A 21,919-nucleotide genomic window follows, 5' to 3' on the forward strand; every position below is an offset into this window, starting at 1 on the left:
CGTCGCCTCGGCGTGAGAGCCGCTGGTCTCGGCTCCCGATTTTCTTCGCTCGACGGCGAGTAGTGCTTGCAGGAGACAGATCGGATCAAAGGCAGGAGTGTCCAACCCAGGTTGACTTCGACTGGCCGCAGAACGGCTTCGTCCGCCCTTCGCAGCGCGACCAGCGAAGTCCATCTCTTCGGACGGGGCCGTGCTCAAGGTTCTGAGCGTTTTTCGAATGACCGGACGGGCAAACTGGTTTTTTTGGTCGCCCCAATCGTTCGACGTCGTTCGTCCGCTTCCATGCTTTCGAGAGAACAGTCTCGCGCGTGAAAGCTCATCTCTACGCGAGCTGATTTGGCGCTGGACCGCGCCCGGAATATTGGAACCGACGGCTTTGCGAGATGCTCGTTTCGGTTTCCAAGCTATGCGCCACTATTGCGCCGGATGCCGACGCTAGGCAACGGAAAGCTGAGTTGCCGGAGACAAACTTTTGGGGGCACAATCCTGGACGCCCTCCGCCGGATTGAGCACCCAGAATGACGAACTCAGCCGCACTCGACTTGGTGGCATTTCGCCATCGCCGACAAGCTGTAGATCTACCCCGCGGTGTCCGTCGGCTCCGCCTTGGTGAGATCGATGTCCTTGTCGAGCCGCGCACGCAGTGTTGCGTGGTCGAGTTCGCCTTCCCACCAGGACACGAACACGGCGGCAATGCCGTTGCCGGTGATGTTGGTCAGGGCTCGCACCTCGCTCATGAATTTGTCAATCGAGAACACGATCGCCATACCGGGCACGAGCGCTGGGTTGACCACTGATAGGGTTGCGGCGAGCGTAATGAAGCCTGCGCCGGTAACGCCGCTTGCACCCTTCGAGGTCAACATTGCCACGACCAGGATCGTGAGCTGTTGGCCAAAGGTGAGATCGACCCCGAGCGCCTGCGCAATGAACAGCGTTGCCAACGTCATATAAATGTTGGTGCCGTCGAGATTGAAGGAGTAGCCGGTCGGTACCACGAGCCCGACCACTGGCTTGGAGCAGCCCAGTCGCTCAAGTTTTTCCATCAACTGCGGCAGCGCGCTTTCCGAGGACGAGGTGCCAAGTACAATCAAGAGCTCGTCCTTGATATAGACGATGAACTTGAGAACCGAGAAGCCGACCAGGCGGGCAATAACACCAAGCACGACCAGGACGAATAGCGCCGCCGTCACGTAAAACAATGCGATGAGGCCGATCAAGTTGCCGAGTGCCGCGGGCCCGAATTTTCCGATCGTAAAGGCCATGGCGCCAAACGCCCCGATGGGAGCCGCTTTCATGACAATGGCGATCACGCCAAACACCGCATGCGCGGCGTCGTCGATAATGCCGCGTAGCCTCTCGCCGCGCTCGCCCAGCGCCATCAGCGAAAAGCCGAACAAGACCGCGAACAGGAGTACCTGCAGGACGTCTCCGCGCGCAAGAGCGCCGACCACGCTGTCGGGAATAATATTGAGGATGAAATCGACTGTTTTGGAGGTTTCCGCCTGCCTTACGTAGTTGGCGACCGCCCCAGCGTCCGGTTTGACGGAAAGCCCCCGACCGATCTGGAACAGATTGCCCATTACCAGCCCCAGCAATAGGGCAAAGGTGGAGACAATCTCGAAATAGGCTAGCGCCTTGATGCCAACTCTTCCGACCTTCTTTGCATCTTGAATATGCGCGATGCCGGACGTCACAGTGCAGAAAATGATCGGCGCGATGACCATCTTGATCAGCTTGATGAAGCCATCACCAAGCGCTTTGACCCACTCGTTGGTCGCGAGTGACGGCCACAACCAGCCGACAACGATGCCAAGGAGGATCGCGATCAGAACCTGGACGTAAAGAAGTTTGTACCAAGATCGCGATGCCCGCGCAGGCGCCGCAGTTGCGATGGTGGTCATGTCGCTCCTCCCTTGGACGCAAACTCAAATACGAGCCGCCGCGCGTTGAGAAGCGACGGCATCATATGCGTCAGTCGTTTCTTGCCGTGTCCGATTGAAGACGTTGATGTCGGCAGTTCGACACGTGCGGCGTCATTTCAATGGCAGGCTTTCAGTTTCTGCTTATCCTGCTCTGTCTAGCAAGAAGTGCGCCAACCGGGGCGGCGCTTCTTGGACGGGCCTGACGATGACTCGACGGTCTTCCGTGCTGGCGCGCATTCGCGCCGCGAACGCGGCGACGTCGCTGGATGTGCCGCCAGTAGATTCCGTTAACTTCCGGGATTGGATGCCAAGCCAGGTCAAGTACGTAGCGCTCGTTTGTTTTGTCGTCGCTCCGCAACTTGCTTCTTGACCGTGGCGATGATTGCGTTCGCCAGTTGAGCTCCCCTTCTGTCGTTTTCTGTCGACATAGCGCCATCCCATCTTTAGTCGAGCAGCGTCACGCGATGGTCAGTGACGTGATCGGCATGAGAGGGGTGGCGGCGTCGATGCAGCATTCCGCAACAATGGTAAAATCCATTGTTTGGATGGTAGGTATCCACGCCGTGAAAGTATGGAGCAATGCTCGGAGGGGATGCCGAGATCCACGTTGGTTCTTGCTCGTTCCGTTGCCCGCGTAACCTGATCAGCTGACGCCGCAATGGTCTAACGCCCGAATGACCTCGGTGGACCACTTAGACTCCACGTCTCTCTCGATGCGGCAAAAGAGGCGGTGCCGGGCTCGGACCTCCGTACTGAGGCAAGCCCTGGCTCGGAAACGAGCAACCGTCTCGCTTGTAATCGTGCGTAACATAGGCAGCTAGAAGAGTAGTCGTCGCTGGCGAGAACGACATCTGGCTCAATCTGAGGATTGTCGCACCTTGGTTGCTGTGAAAAGCTTCTGTCACACCAAAACCCCTGGGGGCGTCGACCTTGAGCTTGTCATATCAGTCGGCCTACACAGCGCCCGTGTTGCCCAAGCTCTACACTGTACCTCCGCCCCCAGGCTGGTAGCACGATGACCAACGGGCGTGGCGACATCTGATACATGGGATGCGATCGCAAAAGATCCTACCGAGCGCGTCTCAGCCGCAGGCAGATCTCACGTTTAAGGCGTGAGCTACGTGGCCACCATTCCTGGAGCGCGAGATTTTCTCCGTCGAGCTTGATTGGCTCGCCCAACCAGTTGGGCACGCGCTGCGCGCCGGAGCTCTCCTCGATGCAAACTGACGGATCGCAGTTATTTCTCGGGGGGGGGCGCGGTCGTTAGCTTTGCTGTCAGGCAGGTAAGGCTGGTCAGCGAAACGAGTAGTGCATGATAGTGACGGCAGCGCTTCGTTCACGCGTGGCTCAGGAGCGCCAAGTCACAGCGTTACTGACGTCATCCCAGAATGCTGGGCGAGATCGTCTCGGAACAATGAATGACAGGAGTGGAATCTGCTCCCGACACTGCAAAGCAGCGAACACCGATGGCCGTGACCAGTTGTACGCGCTGTCCGGCATTGGCGGCCTCTTCAGGTCGCGTTTGACTTGGCGATTCCGTGAGGTCGAGGACTCTACCGGATCGTGTCCCTGAGCGTGGTGTAACTGGCGGTGGGACACCGCGTTCGCCGGCAAGAGCCGGACTGGTCAGCTGGCGATAGCCGGGAGACTGACGGTTGGATCATCGCTCAACGGCGCGATGGTTTCCAGCGTCATGTAACGGGCGCGCTGGACGGCCCATTCATCATTCTGTTCGAGCAGGATCGCGCCGATGAGGCGGACGATGGCGTCCTCATTGGGGAAGATGCCGACGACCTCGGTCCGGCGCTTGATCTCGCCGTTGAGGCGCTCGATCGGGTTGGTCGAGTGCAGCTTGGTGCGGTGCTGCGGCGGGAACGTCATGTAGGCCAGCACATCGGTCTCGGCCTCGTCGAGGAAGCCGGCGAGCTTGGGTAGCTTGGGGCGGAGCTGATCGGCGACCTTTCGCCATTGCGCTCGTGCGGCTTCGGCATCGTCCTGGGCAAACGCAGTGGCGATGAAGGCGGAGACGACACGCCGTCCGCTTTTGCCGGCATGGGCCAGCGCGTTGCGCATGAAGTGCACGCGGCAACGCTGCCAACTGGCGTTGAGCACCTTGGCGACGGTCGCCTTGATGCCCTCGTGGGCGTCGGAGACGACCAGCTTGACGCCGCGCAGGCCGCGGCGGGCGAGCTTGCGCAGGAACGCCGTCCAGAATGTCTCGGCCTCCGAGGGACCAATGTCCATACCGAGAACTTCGCGCCGGCCATCGCTGTTGACGCCGACCGCGACGATCACCGCGACCGACACGATGCGCCCCTGCTGGCGCACCTTCACGTAGGTGGCGTCGATCCACAGATACGGCCAATCGCCCTCGATCGGGCGAGCGAGGAACGCCTTCACCTTGTCGTCGATCTCCGCGCACAGCCGCGAGACCTGGCTCTTGGAGATGCCGCTCATGCCCATCGCCTGCACCAGGTCGTCGACCGAGCGGGTGGAGACGCCCTGCACATAGGCTTCCTGCACCACGGCGGTGAGCGCCTTCTCGGCCATCCGGCGCGGCTCCAGAAAGCCGGGGAAGTAGGAACCCTTGCGCAGCTTGGGGATACGCAGCTCGACCGTGCCGGCGCGGGTCTCCCAGGTCCGGTCGCGGTAGCCGTTGCGCTGCGCCAGGCGCTCGGAGCTCTTCTCGCCATAGGCGGCCCCAGTCTGGCCTTCCACTTCCAGCTCCATCAGGCGCTGGGCGGCAAAGCCGATCATCTCGCGCAGCAGATCGGCATCAGGGGTCTTCTCCACGAGCGTGCGGAGGTTCATCATCTCATCGGTCATCGGTGGTTCCTCGAATCAGGTTGGTATCAGCAACCCGACCCTACCGGCGAACTGCCGGTGACCACCGCAAAGCCGCCCGCCCGCTACGGCGCCATGGGAGGCCGCGCGTGCGGACGGCTTTGCTCTACCGAGCTACACCACCAATGGGGACACGACCCTCTACCGGCGTGTCACCTGCTCGCTGCAGAAGCCCCACGTATCCGCGACAGTATGTAGGGAAGGTGCTGATGGCGCGCCGATCTTGGCTTTGCCACAGCGGCGCGCCCTGTGGGGACGGAGGATCCGCATTTGGCGTTGCTCCCACCCTGACACGAAAGTCGGGTTCGCGGGCCAATTTCCATCAGCCGGGCAGGCAAAATGGAGATGCGCGACCGCGATGAGCCGACCTCGAAATGTATACAGAACCTGACGTGAATGCCGCCAGATGCAGGTTCTTTGTCAATATTTGACCCGATTTCATCTGTTATCGTGGAAGAAGTGGATACAGAATGTATCCATCGGTGAACAACGAGGACCGCCAATGGACCACTGTTTTCCAATGAATGCCTGGTACGCCGCTGCCTGGGATGCTGACGTGAAGCAGGCGCTATTGCCGCGTACCGTATGCGGCAAGCACGTCGCGATGTATCGCCGCAGCAACGGCGAGGTGGCTGCCTTGGAAGATGCCTGTTGGCATCGGCTGGTGCCGCTTTCAAAGGGGCGACTTGAGGGCGACGCTGTCGTCTGCGGCTACCATGGGTTGAAATTTAACGCGCAGGGGCGCTGCACCTTCATGCCCTCGCAAGACACAATCAACCCCTCCGCGTGCGTGCGTTCCTATCCTGTTGTCGAGCGTCATCGTTTCATCTGGCTATGGATGGGCGATCCCGCGCTGGCCGATCCACAATTGGTGCCGGACATGCACTGGAACGACGATTCCGCGTGGGCCGGCGACGGTAAGACCCTTCACCTCAAATGCGACTACCGTTTGGTCGTCGACAACCTCATGGATCTGACGCACGAAACGTTCGTCCACAGCGCCAGCATTGGCAATGACGCCATCGCGGAAGCGCCGTTCGATGTCACGCATGGCGAGAAGACCGTCACCGTCACGCGTTGGATGAAGGGAATTACCGCGCCGCCGTTCTGGGCCAAGCAATTGCAAAAGCCGGGTCCGGTGGACCGCTGGCAAATCATTCGTTTCGAGGCACCATGCACCATCAATATCGATGTCGGCGTCGCGCCCGCCGGGACGGGCGCACCCGAGGGCGATCGCTCGGCCGGTGTCAACGGTCTTGTCCTCAACACCATCACGCCGGAGACGGAAACGAGCTGTCACTACTTCTGGGCATTCGTGCGCAACTATCGGTTAGGCGAGCAGCGTCTCACCACCGAGCTCCGCGAAGGCGTTGCCGGCATTTTTCGGGAGGACGAGCTGATTCTTGAGGCGCAGCAGCGCGCGATCGCCGAAAACCCAGACCGGGTCTTCTACAACCTCAATATCGATGCGGGCGCGATGTGGGCACGCCGACTGATAGATCGCATGATTGGCGCGGAGCATCCGCCGCAACGGCAGGCGGCGGAGTAAGGCATGGCCGAGCGTGACAGCGATCGCGCCGTCTCGCAAACAGTGCGCGCGCAGCTCAGTTTGCGCGACCTGATCCTGTCGGGCGATTTGCGGCCAGGCGCGCGAATCTCAGAATTGCAGGCAGTGCAGGCCACCGGTGTCTCGCGCACGCCGGTGCGAATGGCGCTGGTGCGATTGGAGGAGGAGGGTCTTTTGGAAGCGATCCCCTCCGGCGGCTTCATGGTCAAGGCGTTCTCCGAGCGAGATGTCTTGGATTCGATCGAACTGCGCGGCACGTTGGAAGGACTTGCGGCGCGCTTTGCCGCCGAGCGAGGCGTTTCATCGCGCGATCTCGAATCCATGAAGGGTTGTCTCGACGAGATCGATACCCTGGTGCGGCAGGACCCGATCTCAGTCGAGGCCTTCGCCTCCTACGTCGCGCTCAATGCGCGTTTTCATGCGCAGCTCACCGAACTGTCGCGCAGCCCACCCCTGATCCGGCAGGTCGATCGCGCGTCGGCGCTCCCGTTCGCCTCGCCGAGCGGTTTTGTCATGACGCAGTCGACGCTGCCGGACGCTTCCCGGACGCTGCTGATCGCGCAGGATCAACATCGAGTCGTGATCGACGCAATCGAGAACCGCGAGGGGGCGCGGGCCGAAGCGGTCATGCGCGAGCACGCGCGGCTGGCCGCACGAAATCTGCGGCTGGTGCTCAAGAATAGGACACATTTCGATCTGCTCCCCGGACTGGCGCTCATCAGGACGGCAGGCGATTAGAGGAGGAACCGCATGCGCTTCATCGAAACACGGACGCCCGCCACCTTGATCGCGACACGCGATCTGACGACTTCAATCCGCGAGTTTCTGATCCGACCTGACAATTATAAGGGCGCGGCCTACCCGGTTGGAAGCCACATCGATGTTGCTGTCGTCGTCCATGGCCAGCCCGAGACGCGGTCCTACTCGCTGGTTGGTGAAGTGGACGGCGCCGGCTACCGTATTGCGGTGCGGCGGGCGGATGACTCACGTGGCGGCTCGCGCTACATGTGGTCGCTCGCGCCGGGGGCACGGCTGAACGTCACATTGCCGATCTCGTTGCTGCCGATTGACTGGGCGCGTCAACATTATTGCTTGGTCGCCGGCGGCATCGGCATTACGCCGCTGATCGGGGCGGCACAGGCGCTCGCCCGGCGCAATGCTGAGTTCATTCTGCATTATGTGGTGCGTTCGCGCGAGGATGCGGCCTATCTGGATGTTCTGGTCCCCTTGTTGAACGAGCGCCTTGTTGTCCATGCCGGCAACGAAAAGCGTCGCTTCGATCTCGCCGCGACGTTCGCGTCGCTGCCGCCTGATGCCATGACGCTGTTTTGTGGCCCGATGCGTATGCTCGATGCCGCGCGACGAGCTTGGATCGATGACGGGCGCGCATTGTCCGACCTGCGCTACGAGACTTTCGGTTCGAGCGGCTTGCTACCGACCGAAAGTTTTCGGGTGCGCCTTGCCGAACAGGGCGTCGAGATCGAAATTCCGCGCGATCGCTCGATGCTGGACGCGCTCAATGCGGCAGGTTACGAGGTGATTTCGGATTGCCGTCGCGGCGAGTGCGGCGTTTGCGCCATCAACCTCATCGGCGTCGACGGGGAGGTTGATCACCGTGACGTCTTCTTCAGCGAGCAGCAGAAACGCGCCAGCGAGAAGATCTGCGCATGTGTCTCGCGCGCCCGCGGTACCATCACGGTCGACATGCTGCTTCGCCCGGACGTCGTTTAGCCTCGCCTCAAGACGCCCGACGGCGGAAAAGCCGGAGTTTCAACGGAGGTCTCGGAGGAGCCAAGTCGTCCCACATCTGACCGTCCTCGGGCGTTCGGCAAAAATCGTGTCACTCGACACCGATCACGCTGACATTCAGCCCGCAATCCTGCCCATCGCAGTCGATGCAAGCCTCGATCTCTTGGCCCCGAGCCGCTATCGCCGTTCCCGTCTGCAGGAGGTCGTGCCGGCGGTGTCACGGCAAATGTGTTGCGCGGCATGACTGTAGCATGCCTCAGGTTGCACTGAAATGCGCAAGCAATGCCAGTCCAGACGCAATTTGCACGACCTTATTCTCTTGCGAGAGCGAAAGTCGGCCGACGACGGTCGCCTTCCTTGGAGAAGCTGAGCTACCCAACAACGGTCAGGCATGGACGCACCAATCTCCAGCTTAAGAACCTGAATGATAGATCCACAAGGCTGGCGTTGCTTCGGTTGAGCTAAGTCAAAGCCTGCAGCGCAGGACGCCCTACCTTCAACTCATTAGGCTCAGGAGGCATTCCATGCGAGCTCACCAGGTCATGACGAAGAACGTCATCACGGTCACTCCTCAGACCTCGATCGAGAACGCCGTCAACATCATGCTACGCAACCACATCGGTGGGGTGCCGGTCGTAAACTCCGATGGCAGGCTTGTGGGCATCGTCTCGGAGAGTGATTTCCTGCGCCGCAGCGAGATCGGAACCGGACGCAAGCGTCCGGCCTGGCTGCAGTTCTTCCTTGGACCCGGCCGAGCAGCCGTCGACTTCATCCGTGAGCGGGGCCGCAAGGTGGAGGACGTGATGACGCTGGAGCCGATCACGGTCGAGGAAGAAGCATCGCTGGACGAGCTCGTGGGCCTGATGGAAAAGAAGAACGTCAAGCGCCTGCCAGTGATGCGCGGCAAGGACCTAGTCGGCATCGTGGCCCCTTCGAATCTGCTGCAGGCCGTTGCCAGCAAGGCGGCCGAGATCCCGGATCTAACTGCAGACGACGACCATATCCGCGACCGCATCGTTCAGCAGGTCAGCGCCACGGACTGGTGCCCGATTGGTTTTGAGGTCGCTGTGCGTAACGGCATTGTGCACCTTCACGGCGTCATCATCAGTCCTGATTTGCGCCGGGCAGCAATCGTGGCAGCGGAGAACGTCGCGGGCGTCAAGGACGTGCATGATCATTTCTGCTTTGTCGACACCTATTCCGGCTACCACCTTGAATTTCGGGAAGACGCGAAGGCCGCGAGTTAGTCCGCTACCTCATTTGGAAGCCAATCGATGTCCTGGATTGTTTGGATCTTCTTCATCATCGCAGCGCCGATCGCGGCGTTGCTGGTTACGCCGGACTCTGCGAATTTCGATATCGTGCAGGCTGTCCTTGCGATCATCCTGATGACCGCCCTGATCGGCCTCGGCGCGGCGTGGACAGCCTATCGCCGGCGAAGCGTCCGCCCATAGATAAGGTTGGCTTGGTGTCTTTGACCGGACGACAATTGTCATCTTGCGATCATCGGCCTGAACTTGATCAGGTCCGACAACGCCCTCGGCGTATCATATGGACCAAAGAAATGGCTGATCGACAGACTTGGCGCCCCATTCTCTTTTGCTGCCCGTGGACGGGGCGCACGGTACAGGGATTATTGTCCGAAGAGGTCTTCAGCTCTACCGGTTCAAGCAAGGATCGCTACGAGCCTGTCACATGCGTCGCCTGCGCGGCCACTCATTTCGTCAATCCGGTAACCGGAATTGTATTGGGAGCTGGCGCAAAGCGGTCGTGATGCCTCCGCATCAAACTAATCGACGGCGCCAATTACGCGTTCAGCCGATTCAGGACGGCTTCGTCGCGCAACTGGATGCGTCGGGATGTTTCGAGTGTAATGATGCCGGATTGTACGAACTGGGTAAATGTGCGCGACACGGTCTCGATCGTCAATCCAAGGTAATCGGCAATGTCCCGCCGCGACATTGGCAACTCAATCACGGCATCGCGGCAGCTGCGGCCGGACATTTCCAGCAAAAATCCGGCGACCCGCTCTTCGGCGCTCTTGATCAGGACAAGGGAATGCTCCTGGACCCTCTGCAACTCCCGCACCGTGAGCGTCCAAAGCTGCGCGGCGAAATCCTTTTCGCGCTCGGCGCGAGCCATTAGGCTGCTGCGTTTCACCACGAGCACCTCGGCATCATTAAGGGCTTCGGCGGACGACAGGTGAACCTCGCCGGCCTCGACGCCGAAGATGTCTCCAGGCAGGTAAAAACCGCAGATCTGGCGTCGGCCATCATCCAGCATACGATAGGTGCGCACGGCTCCAGAAATGGCCTGATAAAGGTATTCGGCTGGCTCATCTTCACCGTAAATCTCAGCGTTGCGGGCAAATCGCATCGCTGCCCCCATCAGAGCCCGCGGACTGTCTTTTTGGGCTACACCTGAGCGCAACAGCGGAAGGGAACGACTATACTTTTGGGAATTGGCGGCCGTCATGAGCATGGCAAAACTCCGGTTCGATCCTTCACGATCGGAAGTCTGCCTCTTTTTAATGTTTCCGAAATCTCGGTCGGTCCCCTAAGTACAATTCCGGAGGGCCGCAGGGAGTTACCGACCGGCGTCGAGCGCTGGTTACCTGTCAGCTTCGCTCGAGGTGCAATCGTTGCGGCGCACCTCTCATCTGCTTAACTTGCAATTGTGGAGAAGATGGCGAGTGGATCTCTCGCGGCGTCGGCTAGCCGTCCAGCCTTATTCACGCGAGGTCCCGAATCCGATGCGCGATCTGCGGTTCATAGTCCATCAGACGCTCCAGATACCGTCCAGGGTCGTATCCCCCGAACAGATCGATGGTACAACATCGGCCTTGATTTTTCTGATCTGAACCCGGGCAAATCTGCTCTCGCGGTTGTCTGCTCGGCTTGTCTTACCAACGCGCAACCGTTCTTCTATCAGGCTAACAATTCCGATCTGCTGCTCGTCTCGCTCTTCGCCTGCGGACATTCGTCGACGGTGATTCGCTTCCTTCCATAGACATCTGAGGGGACGCGATGCCTTGGCTTCATCGGCGCGCATCACAGATCTCATCGCTCGTGCGGTTCCGGCTCGGCAAAGGGCAAGGTGAACTCGAACACAGTACCGCCGTCATTGTGAGACCGGGCGGAGATGCGGCCACCATGCGATTCGATGATCGTGCGGCAGATGGAGAGGCCGACGCCCATTCCGTTCGGCTTGCTGGTGACAAACGGCTGAAACAACTGCCGCGCGATCTCCGGGTTGATCCCCGTGCCGGTATCGGCCACCGAGAAGAATGCGGTGTTGTTCCTGTTTCTGACTTCGATTGTGAGTTCGCGACGGCTCGTTGTCTCCATTGCCTCAACTGCATTCCTGATCAGGTTGAGCGCAACCTGCTGGATCTGGATCTTGTCGACGATGATATCCGGAAGGTCGCGATCGCAATGAAGCGAAACCCGGACGCCTTGCTCCCTCGCGCCCACAAGCGCCAATGCCGCGGCTTCTTCCAGCAGCACGGCTGGATTTTCCAAGGTTTGCTGGGTTTCGCCCTTCGCAACGAACTCTCGCAACCGCTTGATGATGTCGCCGGCGCGCAGTGTTTGGGCGGCGCTACGATCCAGCGCTTCGATGACTCTCTGCTTATCGACATGCTCTGACTTCAGCAGCGTCGCTGCACCGCGAAGGTAGCTCGTGATCGCAGACAGAGGTTGATTGAGCTCATGAGCCAGCGAGGACGCCATCTCGCCCATCGCGGTCAGGCGCGACACGTGGACCAGCTCCGACTGCAACTCCTGCATGCGCCGTTCCTCGCTCCTGCGCTCGGTCAGATCACGGATGAACCCTGTAAAGAACCTTTCCGCACCGACCCTGGCCTCGCCGACCGCCAGCTCCATCGGAAAAGTCGAGCCATCCCTGCGCTCTCCGACAACAATCCGCCCGATGCCGATAATGCGACGTTCACCCGTGTTCCGGTATCGGTGCAGATAGTTGTCATGTTCATCCCGATAGGGCGTGGGCATCAGGATCGAGACGTTCTTCCCGATGACCTCCGCGGCTGCCCAGCCGAACAGCCGCTCGGCAGCGACGCTGAAGGAGCGCATGATCCCATTCTCATCGATCACGATCATCGCTTCCGGCACAGTGTCCAGGATGGATTGTAGCTGCGCCTGCCGATAGCGTGCATCCTCCGACTCGCGCGAAAGCCGGTCTCCGACGAAGCCGAGTATCGGACCCAGAACGGCGAATGACAACACGTCGATCAGATCAGCCGGATCTGCATGGAGTCTATTTCCGAGGAAGAATAGTGTGGCCCCAAGACACAGGACTGTCGCGAGGAGCGCCGGGCCACGTCCGCCAGCCAGGGCGGCAAACATCACGGCCGGGACGTAGATGACAGTGAAACTGCGTCCTTCGAAATAGCGGTCCAGCACGAGCCGGACGGCAAACACAAGTAGCGTTGCAGCCACAGCCGATCCATACCTAAGCCAGAAGCGACATCGCATTGTCATCAAGCTGTTTGCCTCGCAAACTTTCGCTTCTCGGGCGATCTCTATCTATATAGCCCAAAGCGGCTGGTCACTCCTATCCGCTTGTGTCAATATACGAAAGCTCGCAACGGCTCTACTCTTGTCGATGCCTTCACTCACCATCGCCTGTTATCCCAACCATCGATTGCTCCGAAGGTGAGCGGATGCACGTCGTCGTCATCGACATCCGTCATGTTGCCATCGAATGGTACTGTCGAGATCGCCTTCGAGACTGCGCTGTCCTTCATGTGTCTTGCCCGGCTTTGAGCAAACCTTGACAGCGTTGATACAACTCGTTGATGTAGCAATTGGCCGCACGAGTCCAGTGACGCAGGTCAGCGTTGCCGTCGCTTCCGTCCGAAGCTGCCAATCCGTCTTTTGCTGTCTGATTGCGCCACATCAACTGCTCTGGCGATCCAAACTGTCATGCTCGACGTCATCGTTCACAGATGAAGCCCGGCATGCGTCGAACATTCAATGTCATCTTTCGTTGGCTCACTTTGCTGGGATGGCGGGACGTCACGACCGCTCCATTCGACTGTGCGATCGAACTTGCAGTGTTCGATGTCGATCCGCGCAGGCTGGCGTTTCCCTGCCTGCGCCACGGCGACGCATGGGTCGACGCCACAACAATGCAGCCCATAGAGGTCTCGCCGACGCACTGGCGCTACTGGCAACCCGAGGTCCTGCCGATGAGTTGCTGCTGACCATGTCTCGGCTTGCATCCATCGACAGATTGCTCGCAGTTCTGAACCTGCGGTCGCATCGTGCGACGTCTTGCTGGCGAATGGCCGCCGGCCTGATCCTGGCGTTTGCCTGTACCGCGCTGACCGTCGCTGCCGCGGTCGCGCTGGTTCATTTCCACCACTCGGATACGCCGTGATCGGTGACAGGCTCGTCATCGGCGATGGCACGCCACGCCGCGCCGTCGAGGTCGTCATACTGGCCGCTCTTGAGCGACCAGAGAAATCCGAGCAGGCCGAGGAAGCCCAGGGCGAGCGCGAGCGGAACCAGATAGACCAGGACTTCCATCAGACAGCCTCCCTCGCTCGCGCCCTCAGCGCATTGAGCATGACCAACAGCGACGAGCCAGACATCGCCGCTGCGGAAATCAGCGGCGTAACGAGGCCGGCGATCGCAACCGGCACCGCCAGCGCATTGTAGATCACGGCAAGCCAGAGGTTCTGGCGCATCAGATGCAGCGCCTTGCGCGAGACCTTGACCGCCACCAGCACCGGCGCGAGACAGTCGCCGAGGAAGACCGCATCCGCGACGGCCTGGCTCATGTGAGTGGCGCTGACCGGTGACATCGAAGCGTGTGCTGCGGCGAGTGCAGGCGCATCGTTGAGGCCGTCGCCGACCATCAATACCTTGCAGCCCCCTCGCGCCAGTTCCTCAATGCGCGCGATCTTGTCGACCGGAAAGACCTCGGCGCGCCATTCGTGGATGCCGAGCATTCCGGCCGCGAACCGCACCGCAGGTTCACGATCACCGGAGACGATCTCGACCGCGATGCCGAGGCGATTGAGGTTCGCGATAATCTCAGCCGCGTCCGGCCGCATCTGTTGCCGAACGGCAAAGACGAAGGTCGCGTCGCCATGGCTGAATGCGACAATGGACGCCTCGGGATCACGGCTGAGCATCTCGTTGGCGAGGTTCTCGGCGTTGCAGAACGAGGGCCGGCCAAGCCGGATCGGCTGCCCGTCATGATAGCCCCGAACGCCTTGCCCCGGCTCCTCCTCGATATCAGTCAATGGCTCGGTGGCACCCGCGGCGCGCGCCACGGCAGCGGCGACCGGATGGCGGCTCGACAGCGCCAATCGGCCTGCGATCTCGACGACGTTGTCGGGAAGGTTCGCCAGATTGGCAACATCGAGCTCGGGGAGCGTCAGCGTACCCGTCTTGTCGAAGATGACCCGGTCGATCTCGGCGATGCGCTCGATCGCGTCGCCGGCATTAAGCAACACGCCGGAACCGAACAGCGCGCCGGACGCGACCGTCTGCACAGCCGGGATCGCAAGGCCCAGCGCGCAGGGACAGGTGATGATCAACACTGCGATCGCCGTGACGATCGAATCGTGAAGCGTTGCACCGTAGGCGAGCCAGCCCACCATCGTCAGAAAGGCGGCTGCGTGCACGACCGGGGCATAAAGCCGCGATGCGCGCTCTGCGAGGCGCAAATAGCGTGAGCGCGCCTGCAGCGCTTGGTCGAGCAGCCGAGAGATCTCGGCAAGCAGCGTGTTCTCCGAGGCCGCCGCCGCGCGGACACGGAGCGTACCCGACCGCACCAAAGTACCGGCGAAGACCGCGCTGCCCGGCGCTGCGCTCACCGGCAGGGTCTCGCCGGTGATTAGGCTCTGATCAATCTCCGAGCGTCCCTCGATCACGTTGCCGTCTACCGCACAGCGTTCGCCGGGCCTCAGCAGTACGATGTCGCCGGGCCTGATCGCCGCGGCGGGTACCGTCTTGATCTCCGTGGAGCTGATGAACTTCGTCGCGGTCTCCGCCTTCAGTGCGGCGAGATTACCAGCGAAGGTGCGGGTACGCCGCCGCATGTTCTGGTCGAGATAGCGGCCCGCGAGCAAAAAGGCGATCAGCATGATCGCGGCGTCGAAATAGGCGTGTTCGGCGTGGCTGATGGTCTCGACAACCGACATCGCCAAGGCGAGCACGATGCCGATACTGATCGGGACGTCCATGTTGACACCCCGCGCGCGCAACGCAGACCACGCGGAAGCAAAGAACGGTTGCGCCGCATAGGCCGCGGCCGGTAAGACGATCAACGCCGACAGCCAGTGGAAGAAGTCGCGCTGCTCCGGCAGCATGTCCGAGACGTTGCCGGACCAGACTGGAATTGACAGCATCATCACGTTCATCGCGGCAAAAGCGGCGACGCCGAGCCGACGCAGCAGGCCCTGGGCTCGCTGGGCTTCGCGATACTCGGCATCGTCCTGCTTGAATGGATGGGCCTTGTAGCCGAGTTCCGCCAAGCGCTTCACGAACAGTGCCGGATCAAGCGCGCCCGGCCTCCACTCCAGCGCCAGCCGACTATCGGCGAGGTTCACACGCGCAGAAACCACATCCGGAATACTGGATAGGTTGCGCTCGATCTTGGCCATGCAGCCGGCGCAATTGATACCTTCAACTGCGAGATCAAGGTGAACGAGTCCCTCACCCGCACCTTTCAAATAGTGGGAGAAGTCGACTTCCGCCTGCATGCGCGCTGCCTCAATCCAGGACGATACGATTCTTCGACAGAAACATGCGGCGGCCGCCGGCGTCGCCCTCGATCACGAGGTCCCATTGTCCGGCGGCGACGCCGTCGACGCTGCCGCGGTAGCGGCCGTGATCGGCTTCGGTCATCTCGATCGCGTGGTCGGCGCGGTCGTCGGTCGGCCGCTCCAGCCGCGCGATGAAGGTCATTCCGGCAAGTGGGGTCCCAGCGTGGTCGCGAGCCTCGATCGCAAGCGACGCCGCGCCATCGGATCGCCGCTCGACATGAGCTTCAATCCGCCAGTTGCGCTCATTCTGTCGCCTCGCGGCGACGATCTCACGCTGGTAGGCGAGACTTGCGCGATAGGCGCTATCGACCTCCGTTCCCGGCAGGGTCGCGATCGCAAAGCGGATCATGACCACGTTGACACTGATGACGACCGCGAAGAATGCGACCGTCGCGATCAGGACGAAGCGTCCGGTAATCGGTCGCGCGCTTGGTGTCGTTATGCTCATTGTGGCGTTTCCATCGGCGGTCGTTATGGGAGAACGAAATGATCAGTTGCCGAGGCGACCTCTCCTAGACCGATATCGGTTATGCGGAACCTAATCGGCACGGATTTGTCGGCATTCGCCGCGAACGGTGCGGTCACCAGTACGCGCAGCTCGCTGCTGGTATCGCGTGCAAGAACGATCATTGGACGATCCGGCGTCACCGAATCGATGCCAATGACGTGGAACTTGGCGGCCGGCGGCCCATCGACATCGATCGCGATGACGCGGTCGAAGCCGCGCTTGTTCAGAAAACGCAACGTGTAGCCGTTGCGGATCGAACCATCGCTGAGGCGCACCGCCACCGGATTGCGGTCATGCAGCACGTTGATGTCCAGCAAGGTCCGGGACATCAGGGCGTAGAGCATCACCGCGCAGACCACGGTGATCAGGCCGGCATAGACGACCGTCCGCGCCCGAACCGGCTTGAAGATCTCTTGCTTGCCGGCAGTGCGGCGCTGGATATTGATGTCGTTGTCATAGCCGATCAGGCCGGTCTTGCGGCCGACCTTGGTCATCACCGCATCGCACGCATCGACGCACAGGCCGCACTGGATACAGCCAAGTTGTGCGCCATCGCGGATGTCGATCCCGGTCGGGCAGACCGCCACGCACTGATTGCAGTCGATGCAATCGCCGGCCTTTTCCCCAAGCGCCCGGATGTCGAAAGCCTTCTTCACCGAGCAGCGCGGCTCGCCACGATCATATTTGTAGGTGACGTTGAGCGCCCATTCATCGGTCAGCGCCGCCTGAATGCGCGGCCACGGGCACATATAGACGCAGACCTGCTCTCGCATGTAGCCGGCCAGGAGATAGGTCGAGGCGGTCAGGATCGCGATCCAGATATAGGCGAGCGCGGGTGCCTGGAGGGTGGCGAGGTCGCGTACCAATGTCGGGGCGTCGGAAAAGTACAGCACCCAGGCACCGCCGGTCCACCACGCGATCACGAGCCAGATCGCATGTTTGAGCACGCGCCGACCGGCCCGCTTCACGGTCATCGGTCCGGCATCGGCCTTGATCTGTTCGCGACGGCCGCCTTCCACGAAGCGCCCGACGGCATAGAACAGATCGGTCCAGACCGTCTGCGGGCAGAGATAGCCGCACCAGATGCGGCCGCCCAGCGCGTTCATCAGGAACAGCGTGAAAGCCGCGAGCACGAGCAGGCCGGTGAAATAATAGACCTCCTGCGGCCACAGCTCGATGAAGAAGAAATAGAAGCGTCGGTTGGGAAAATCGATCAGTACGGCCTGATCGGGCGCGCCGAGGCCGCGATGCCAACGCATAAACGGCAGCAGGTAATAGATTCCCAGGCAGACGGCCATCAGCCGCCACTTGATGGCGCGGAACCGTCCCGACACGCTCTGTGGAAACACCTTCTTGCGAGGCGCGTAGAGCGGTCCGGTTTCGCCGGTCATGAGTTCATCGGGCGGCACGGGCTTGTTCATGCGTCTGCTCGGGTGAGACGGTTAGTCGATGCTACATCGACGTCTCGGTGCCGATTTGACCTCGATCAGCAGTCTCGGAAATGGCACCCGCTATGGCGGCGGTTACTTGCCGCCCCCTAGCGAGTGCACATAGACGGTCAGCGCCTTGATGGTGACCGGATCCAGACGACCGACCCAAGCCGGCATCACGCCGGCGCGGCCGTTGGTGATGGTCTCGATCAGTGTCGCCTCGTCGGAGCCATATAGCCAGATCTGGTCGGTCAAGTTGGGCGCACCGACCTCCTGATTGCCCTTGGCATTGTCGCCATGGCAGCTCGCGCAGTTCTCGGCGAAGGTCTTCTCGCCGGCCGCCGCATCGAAGTTCGGCGCGGTGGAAAGACCGGAGAGCGAGCGCACATAGTTGGCAACGGTGACGATCTCATCCTTCTTGAGGATCCCGTCCCGTCCGAATGCCAGCATCTGGCCTTCATGCGCCTTGGCATGTCCGGACCGCGCCCCGAACTGAATCGTCTGCGTGATCTGGTCGAGCGTGCCGCCCCACAGCCAATCGTCGTCGTTGAGATTGGGAAATCCCTTGGCGCCAGCGGCTCCGCTGCCGTGACATGGCGCGCAATTGTCCGCGAACACGGTCTTTCCGCGAGCGCGCGCAAGCGCCAGCAGGGCTGGATCATTCTCGATCGCGGCCAGGGAAGCGCTGCCGAGGACTGCCATTTTCTCACCACGCAGCTCCTCGAGGTCGGCCAGGTCGGTCGCGACGCTGGCGCGGGTCGAGTAGTGGAGCAGTCCGGAGGTATAGCCCGAGACGAGCGGCCAGGCCGGATAGACGAGCCAATAGCTGATCGCCCAAATGATCGTGGCGTAGAACGTCAATATCCACCACCGTGGCAGCGGCGTATTCAGCTCTTTGATGCCGTCCCACTCGTGACCGGTCGTGCTGCGGCCGGAAACATGGTCAATCTCGCTATGCTCGCTCATGATCGATCAATCCTCCCGCAGCGGCATCCGGGCTGCGGCATCGAAGAGAGATTTGTTGCGGGGCCAAAGCGCGTAGGCGACGATGGCGATGAAGAGTCCGACAAAGATGGGGGTCCAGACCGTGCCGACCAGGCTCGACGCAAAATTCTCGACCTGAATGATCGCTTTCATTCTCGTGCCCTCAGCGCAAATTGGCTTTTTCGTTGTAGAGCTTGAAGTCGACGAGCGTGCCGAGCATCTGCAAATAGGCGATCAGCGCGTCGAGCTCGGTCGGATTGCCGCCCTTGCCGTCGAAGTTGCGAACCAGAGCCTTCGGATAACGCTTCTGGAACGCGTCGGAGCCAGCACTGTCGGGATCGGTCTGCGCCTTCAGGTCGGCGGCCGCGTTGGCGATCTGCTCGTCGGTATAGGGAACGCCGACCGCGCGATTCGTGCGCAGATGAGCCGCAATATCGGACGCGTCGAGTTCAGCCTTTGCGAGCGACGGATATCCGGGCATCACCGACTGCGGCACGATCGCCCGCGGGTCGGTCAAATGGGTGACGTGCCAATCGTCGGAATATTTGCCGCCGACGCGCGCCAGATCGGGCCCGGTGCGCTTGGAGCCCCACTGGAACGGATGGTCGTACATGCTTTCCGCGGCCAGCGAGTAGTGACCGTAACGCTCGACCTCATCACGCAGCGGCCGAATCATCTGCGAATGACAGAGATAGCACCCCTCGCGGACGTAGATGTTGCGACCTGCAAGTTCGAGCGGGGTGTAGGGCCGCACGCCGTCGACCGCCTCGATCGTGCTCTTGAGGTAGAACAGCGGGGTAATCTCGACCAGCCCGCCGATCGCGATGACGAGGAGAATACCCGCGATCAGGATGATCGAGTTCTTCTCAAAGATCTTGTGTCGGTTCCAGAGAGACATCGTGCGACCTATTCAGCAGGCTGGAGGAGGCCGGCGCCCTCGGTCTCATTGATCTTGCCGGCATTGACCGTCATCCAGAGATTGAAGGCCATGATCAGCGCGCCGACCAGGAACAGCGCGCCGCCCGCAGCGCGGATGATGTAGAAGGGATGCATCGCCTCGACGGATTCGATGAAGGAGTATTCAAGGAAGCCAAGAGACGTATAGGCCCGCCACATCAGGCCCTGCAGGATCCCCGAGACCCACATCGCGGAGATGTAGAGCACGATGCCGATCGTCGAGATCCAGAAGTGCCAGCTGACCAGCTTCAGGCTGTAGAGCGACCGATTCCAGATCCAGGGCACGAGACAATACAGCGCACCGAACGAGACGAAGCCGACCCAGCCCAGCGCGCCGGAATGCACATGACCGATCGTCCAGTCCGTGTAGTGGCTGAGCGAATTGACGACTTTGATCGACATCATCGGGCCTTCGAAGGTCGACATGCCGTAAAAAGCGACCGAGACCACCAGCATGCGCAGCACAGGGTCGGTACGCAGTTTGTCCCAGGCTCCCGACAGCGTCATCAGGCCGTTGATCATGCCTCCCCAGGAAGGCATCCAGAGCATGATGGAGAACGTCATGCCGAGCGTCTGGGTCCAGTCGGGCAACGCGGTGTAGTGCAAGTGGTGTGGACCGGCCCAGATGTACAGGAAGATCAGGGCCCAGAAGTGGATGATGGAGAGCCGATAGGAATAGATCGGACGCTCGGCCCGCTTCGGAATGAAGTAGTACATGATCGCCAAGAAGCCTGCAGTCAGGAAGAAGCCGACCGCATTGTGGCCGTACCACCACTGGAACATGGCGTCCTGCACGCCGCCCCAGGCGATGTAGGACTTGGACCCGAGAAACGAGACCGGAAGCGCTGGATTATTGCCAAGATGCAGGACCGCGATGGTGATGATGAACGCGAGATAAAACCAGTTGGCTACGAAGATATGCGGCTCGTTGCGCTTCACGAGCGTCATCAAGAACACGAGCAGATATGTGACCCAGACGATCGCCAGCCAAAGGTCGGCATACCATTCCGGCTCGGCATATTCCTTCGACTGCGTCACGCCGAGCAAATATCCGCTACCGGCGACCAGGATGAAGAAGTTGTAGCCAACCACCACGAACCAGGGTGCAAGGTCGCCCGCAAGACGCGTGCGGCAGGTCTTCTGCACGACGTAGAAAGAGGTCGCGATCAAGACGTTGCCGCCGAATGCGAAGACCACCGCCGAGGTGTGCAGCGGGCGCAGCCGACCGAATGTAGTCCATGGCAGGTTGAAGTTGAGCGCGGGCCACGCCAGTTGGAGGGCAATCAGTAGGCCCACCGTAAAGCCGGCAATGCCCCAGAACATTGCCATTGTGGAAGCGAATTTGATCGGACCGAGATAGTAGTTCGGCCTGCCGCCGATCGCTTGCGGCGGCAACGTGGCCGGACGATCATAGTAGCGATTGAGGATCACGGCCGCAGCGATCAGGCCCGCTACTGAGGCAAGCGAGGCATGAAACGTAAAGGCCGCGTCGTGTCCCATTGCCGCGGCAAAAAAACTGGTGAAGGCAAGGACGGCGGATGCAGACATCAGGCAGGCTTCACCCGTCGTCATCGACTTTGAAACAGGGGGCGGACTAGTCATGTCGAGGCTTTCCTTGAATGCGAGGAAGCTTGGGAAACCAGGGTGGCCAGTCACCAGATTGAGTGACGTTAATCGCCGAACGAGGGCACTTGTCGTTCATTGCGCGGCCAAGCGCTCTCAATGTCAGTTCGTCCGGGCGGCATCTCGGCGGGCTCGCCCGCTCTCTACGAAGCTCTGCACCACGGGGCAGCTTTTCGAGACACAAGCCGCATATTCCCTGAAGGTCGCCTGGCGCCTCATTGCGCGAGGTGACGAGCGCGCCTTCCGATGAGCGGGCATGCGCCAGACGCCTCCGCAGAAGTGCAGGAGTGGTTGGCCGGAGGGGCAGGGCGCGGAAATCCCACCTGGAGAGCCTTGGTTCGCGCGCGACCTCCTCGACCGGCCGGTCGGTCATTTGAGAAAAGTCCGCTGCTGGGACCGCAGCGAACGCAGACGATCGAGGGCGCGCTCTAACAGCGGAGATGCGTTGCTGTTTGATTGAATGACCATTCTTTGCACCCATTGGCCCTCCGTAGCGGATGGTCGCAGGTGCAGGTTTGATCTGCGTCAAATGAAGGT

20 protein-coding genes are annotated in these 21,919 nt (G+C 60.9%); 6 read left to right on the forward strand and 14 right to left on the reverse strand.

Annotated features, from left to right (window positions below; translation table 11 throughout):
• Positions 1-578: 578 nt before the first annotated feature.
• On the reverse strand, positions 579-1,901 hold the full coding sequence (gene dctA / locus P6U25_RS08490; RefSeq protein WP_280973509.1) for a C4-dicarboxylate transporter DctA: 1,323 nt from the start codon (positions 1,899-1,901) through the stop codon (positions 579-581).
• A 1,647-nt stretch (positions 1,902-3,548) separates the two neighbouring features.
• The gene (locus tag P6U25_RS08495; protein WP_280973221.1) at positions 3,549-4,748 is read right to left on the reverse strand and encodes an IS256 family transposase; all 1,200 of its coding nucleotides are present in this window, start codon (positions 4,746-4,748) and stop codon (positions 3,549-3,551) included.
• Positions 4,749-5,268: 520 nt separating this feature from the next.
• On the opposite strand from P6U25_RS08495, the gene P6U25_RS08500 reads away from it, so the two are divergent.
• The 5 genes from P6U25_RS08500 (at position 5,269) to P6U25_RS08520 (ending at position 9,536) form a co-directional block, all read left to right on the forward strand.
• Complete coding sequence (locus P6U25_RS08500; RefSeq protein WP_280980816.1) at positions 5,269-6,315, forward strand: aromatic ring-hydroxylating dioxygenase subunit alpha; 1,047 nt, start codon at positions 5,269-5,271, stop codon at positions 6,313-6,315.
• 3 nt (positions 6,316-6,318) lie between these two features.
• On the forward strand, positions 6,319-7,071 hold the full coding sequence (locus P6U25_RS08505; protein WP_280980815.1) for a GntR family transcriptional regulator: 753 nt from the start codon (positions 6,319-6,321) through the stop codon (positions 7,069-7,071).
• A gap of 12 nt (positions 7,072-7,083) precedes the next feature.
• Positions 7,084-8,064, forward strand: a complete 981-nt coding sequence (locus P6U25_RS08510) for a PDR/VanB family oxidoreductase (protein WP_280980814.1) — start codon at positions 7,084-7,086, stop codon at positions 8,062-8,064.
• A 542-nt stretch (positions 8,065-8,606) separates the two neighbouring features.
• A complete protein-coding gene (locus tag P6U25_RS08515) occupies positions 8,607-9,329 on the forward strand; it encodes a CBS domain-containing protein (protein WP_407151034.1) in 723 nt (240 codons plus the stop codon).
• A 27-nt stretch (positions 9,330-9,356) separates the two neighbouring features.
• Positions 9,357-9,536: a hypothetical protein gene (locus tag P6U25_RS08520; protein ID WP_280980812.1), complete on the forward strand. Its 180-nt coding sequence runs from the start codon at positions 9,357-9,359 to the stop codon at positions 9,534-9,536.
• A 352-nt stretch (positions 9,537-9,888) separates the two neighbouring features.
• On the opposite strand, the gene P6U25_RS08525 is transcribed toward P6U25_RS08520, so the two are convergent.
• From P6U25_RS08525 to P6U25_RS08540, 4 genes are all read right to left on the reverse strand, one after another.
• The gene (locus tag P6U25_RS08525; RefSeq protein WP_280973503.1) at positions 9,889-10,563 is read right to left on the reverse strand and encodes a helix-turn-helix domain-containing protein; all 675 of its coding nucleotides are present in this window, start codon (positions 10,561-10,563) and stop codon (positions 9,889-9,891) included.
• Between the two features lie 297 nt (positions 10,564-10,860).
• Positions 10,861-11,133, reverse strand: coding sequence for a hypothetical protein (locus P6U25_RS08530; RefSeq protein WP_280973502.1), 273 nt, complete (start codon positions 11,131-11,133; stop codon positions 10,861-10,863).
• 8 nt (positions 11,134-11,141) lie between these two features.
• A complete protein-coding gene (locus P6U25_RS08535; RefSeq protein WP_407151035.1) occupies positions 11,142-12,539 on the reverse strand; it encodes a PAS domain S-box protein in 1,398 nt (465 codons plus the stop codon).
• 176 nt (positions 12,540-12,715) lie between these two features.
• Positions 12,716-12,847, reverse strand: a complete 132-nt coding sequence (locus tag P6U25_RS08540; RefSeq protein ID WP_280973500.1) for a hypothetical protein — start codon at positions 12,845-12,847, stop codon at positions 12,716-12,718.
• A gap of 201 nt (positions 12,848-13,048) precedes the next feature.
• Here P6U25_RS08540 and P6U25_RS08545 point away from each other — a divergent pair, with 201 nt between their 5' ends.
• On the forward strand, positions 13,049-13,306 hold the full coding sequence (locus P6U25_RS08545; protein WP_280973499.1) for a hypothetical protein: 258 nt from the start codon (positions 13,049-13,051) through the stop codon (positions 13,304-13,306).
• 148 nt (positions 13,307-13,454) lie between these two features.
• Here P6U25_RS08545 and ccoS read toward each other — a convergent pair whose 3' ends face one another.
• The 8 genes from ccoS to ccoN all read right to left on the reverse strand — a co-directional run bounded on the left by ccoS (position 13,455) and on the right by ccoN (position 21,331).
• Entirely contained in the window at positions 13,455-13,631 is a 177-nt protein-coding gene (gene ccoS, locus P6U25_RS08550; RefSeq protein WP_280973498.1) for a cbb3-type cytochrome oxidase assembly protein CcoS, read from the reverse strand.
• A complete protein-coding gene (locus P6U25_RS08555; RefSeq protein WP_280973497.1) occupies positions 13,631-15,817 on the reverse strand; it encodes a heavy metal translocating P-type ATPase in 2,187 nt (728 codons plus the stop codon). Before P6U25_RS08555 ends, ccoS begins: the two co-directional genes overlap by 1 nt.
• 10 nt (positions 15,818-15,827) lie before the next feature.
• The gene (locus P6U25_RS08560; protein WP_280980810.1) at positions 15,828-16,328 is read right to left on the reverse strand and encodes a FixH family protein; all 501 of its coding nucleotides are present in this window, start codon (positions 16,326-16,328) and stop codon (positions 15,828-15,830) included.
• A 23-nt stretch (positions 16,329-16,351) separates the two neighbouring features.
• Positions 16,352-17,809: a cytochrome c oxidase accessory protein CcoG gene (gene ccoG, locus P6U25_RS08565; RefSeq protein ID WP_407151036.1), complete on the reverse strand. Its 1,458-nt coding sequence runs from the start codon at positions 17,807-17,809 to the stop codon at positions 16,352-16,354.
• Between the two features lie 102 nt (positions 17,810-17,911).
• Positions 17,912-18,784, reverse strand: coding sequence for a cytochrome-c oxidase, cbb3-type subunit III (ccoP, locus tag P6U25_RS08570; RefSeq protein ID WP_280973492.1), 873 nt, complete (start codon positions 18,782-18,784; stop codon positions 17,912-17,914).
• 6 nt (positions 18,785-18,790) lie between these two features.
• Positions 18,791-18,955, reverse strand: coding sequence for a cbb3-type cytochrome c oxidase subunit 3 (locus P6U25_RS08575; protein WP_280973491.1), 165 nt, complete (start codon positions 18,953-18,955; stop codon positions 18,791-18,793).
• 10 nt (positions 18,956-18,965) lie between these two features.
• Positions 18,966-19,700 carry a cytochrome-c oxidase, cbb3-type subunit II gene (ccoO, locus tag P6U25_RS08580; protein WP_280973490.1) on the reverse strand — a complete coding sequence of 245 codons (735 nt, stop codon included), beginning with the start codon at positions 19,698-19,700 and terminating at the stop codon, positions 18,966-18,968.
• Positions 19,701-19,708: 8 nt separating this feature from the next.
• Positions 19,709-21,331 carry a cytochrome-c oxidase, cbb3-type subunit I gene (gene ccoN, locus P6U25_RS08585; RefSeq protein ID WP_280978242.1) on the reverse strand — a complete coding sequence of 541 codons (1,623 nt, stop codon included), beginning with the start codon at positions 21,329-21,331 and terminating at the stop codon, positions 19,709-19,711.
• Between the last annotated feature and the right edge of the window lie 588 nt (positions 21,332-21,919).

It is taken from the genome of Bradyrhizobium sp. ORS 86 (assembly GCF_045571475.1).
Taxonomy (GTDB): domain Bacteria; phylum Pseudomonadota; class Alphaproteobacteria; order Rhizobiales; family Xanthobacteraceae; genus Bradyrhizobium.

Coding starts and splice junctions, on each gene's coding strand:
- P6U25_RS08505 (WP_280980815.1), top strand. CDS start 6,319: ATGGCCGAGCGTGACAGCGATCGCGCCGTCTCGCAAACAGTGCGCGCG.
- P6U25_RS08560 (WP_280980810.1), bottom strand. CDS start 16,328: ATGAGCATAACGACACCAAGCGCGCGACCGATTACCGGACGCTTCGTC.
- P6U25_RS08500 (WP_280980816.1), top strand. CDS start 5,269: ATGGACCACTGTTTTCCAATGAATGCCTGGTACGCCGCTGCCTGGGAT.
- P6U25_RS08555 (WP_280973497.1), bottom strand. CDS start 15,817: ATGCAGGCGGAAGTCGACTTCTCCCACTATTTGAAAGGTGCGGGTGAG.
- P6U25_RS08525 (WP_280973503.1), bottom strand. CDS start 10,563: ATGCTCATGACGGCCGCCAATTCCCAAAAGTATAGTCGTTCCCTTCCG.
- P6U25_RS08540 (WP_280973500.1), bottom strand. CDS start 12,847: ATGAAGGACAGCGCAGTCTCGAAGGCGATCTCGACAGTACCATTCGAT.
- ccoG (WP_407151036.1), bottom strand. CDS start 17,809: ATGAACAAGCCCGTGCCGCCCGATGAACTCATGACCGGCGAAACCGGA.
- P6U25_RS08495 (WP_280973221.1), bottom strand. CDS start 4,748: ATGACCGATGAGATGATGAACCTCCGCACGCTCGTGGAGAAGACCCCT.
- P6U25_RS08575 (WP_280973491.1), bottom strand. CDS start 18,955: ATGAAAGCGATCATTCAGGTCGAGAATTTTGCGTCGAGCCTGGTCGGC.
- ccoP (WP_280973492.1), bottom strand. CDS start 18,784: ATGAGCGAGCATAGCGAGATTGACCATGTTTCCGGCCGCAGCACGACC.
- P6U25_RS08515 (WP_407151034.1), top strand. CDS start 8,607: ATGCGAGCTCACCAGGTCATGACGAAGAACGTCATCACGGTCACTCCT.
- P6U25_RS08520 (WP_280980812.1), top strand. CDS start 9,357: ATGTCCTGGATTGTTTGGATCTTCTTCATCATCGCAGCGCCGATCGCG.
- ccoS (WP_280973498.1), bottom strand. CDS start 13,631: ATGGAAGTCCTGGTCTATCTGGTTCCGCTCGCGCTCGCCCTGGGCTTC.
- dctA (WP_280973509.1), bottom strand. CDS start 1,901: ATGACCACCATCGCAACTGCGGCGCCTGCGCGGGCATCGCGATCTTGG.
- P6U25_RS08545 (WP_280973499.1), top strand. CDS start 13,049: ATGAAGCCCGGCATGCGTCGAACATTCAATGTCATCTTTCGTTGGCTC.
- P6U25_RS08510 (WP_280980814.1), top strand. CDS start 7,084: ATGCGCTTCATCGAAACACGGACGCCCGCCACCTTGATCGCGACACGC.
- P6U25_RS08530 (WP_280973502.1), bottom strand. CDS start 11,133: ATGCGCGCCGATGAAGCCAAGGCATCGCGTCCCCTCAGATGTCTATGG.
- ccoO (WP_280973490.1), bottom strand. CDS start 19,700: ATGTCTCTCTGGAACCGACACAAGATCTTTGAGAAGAACTCGATCATC.
- ccoN (WP_280978242.1), bottom strand. CDS start 21,331: ATGACGACGGGTGAAGCCTGCCTGATGTCTGCATCCGCCGTCCTTGCC.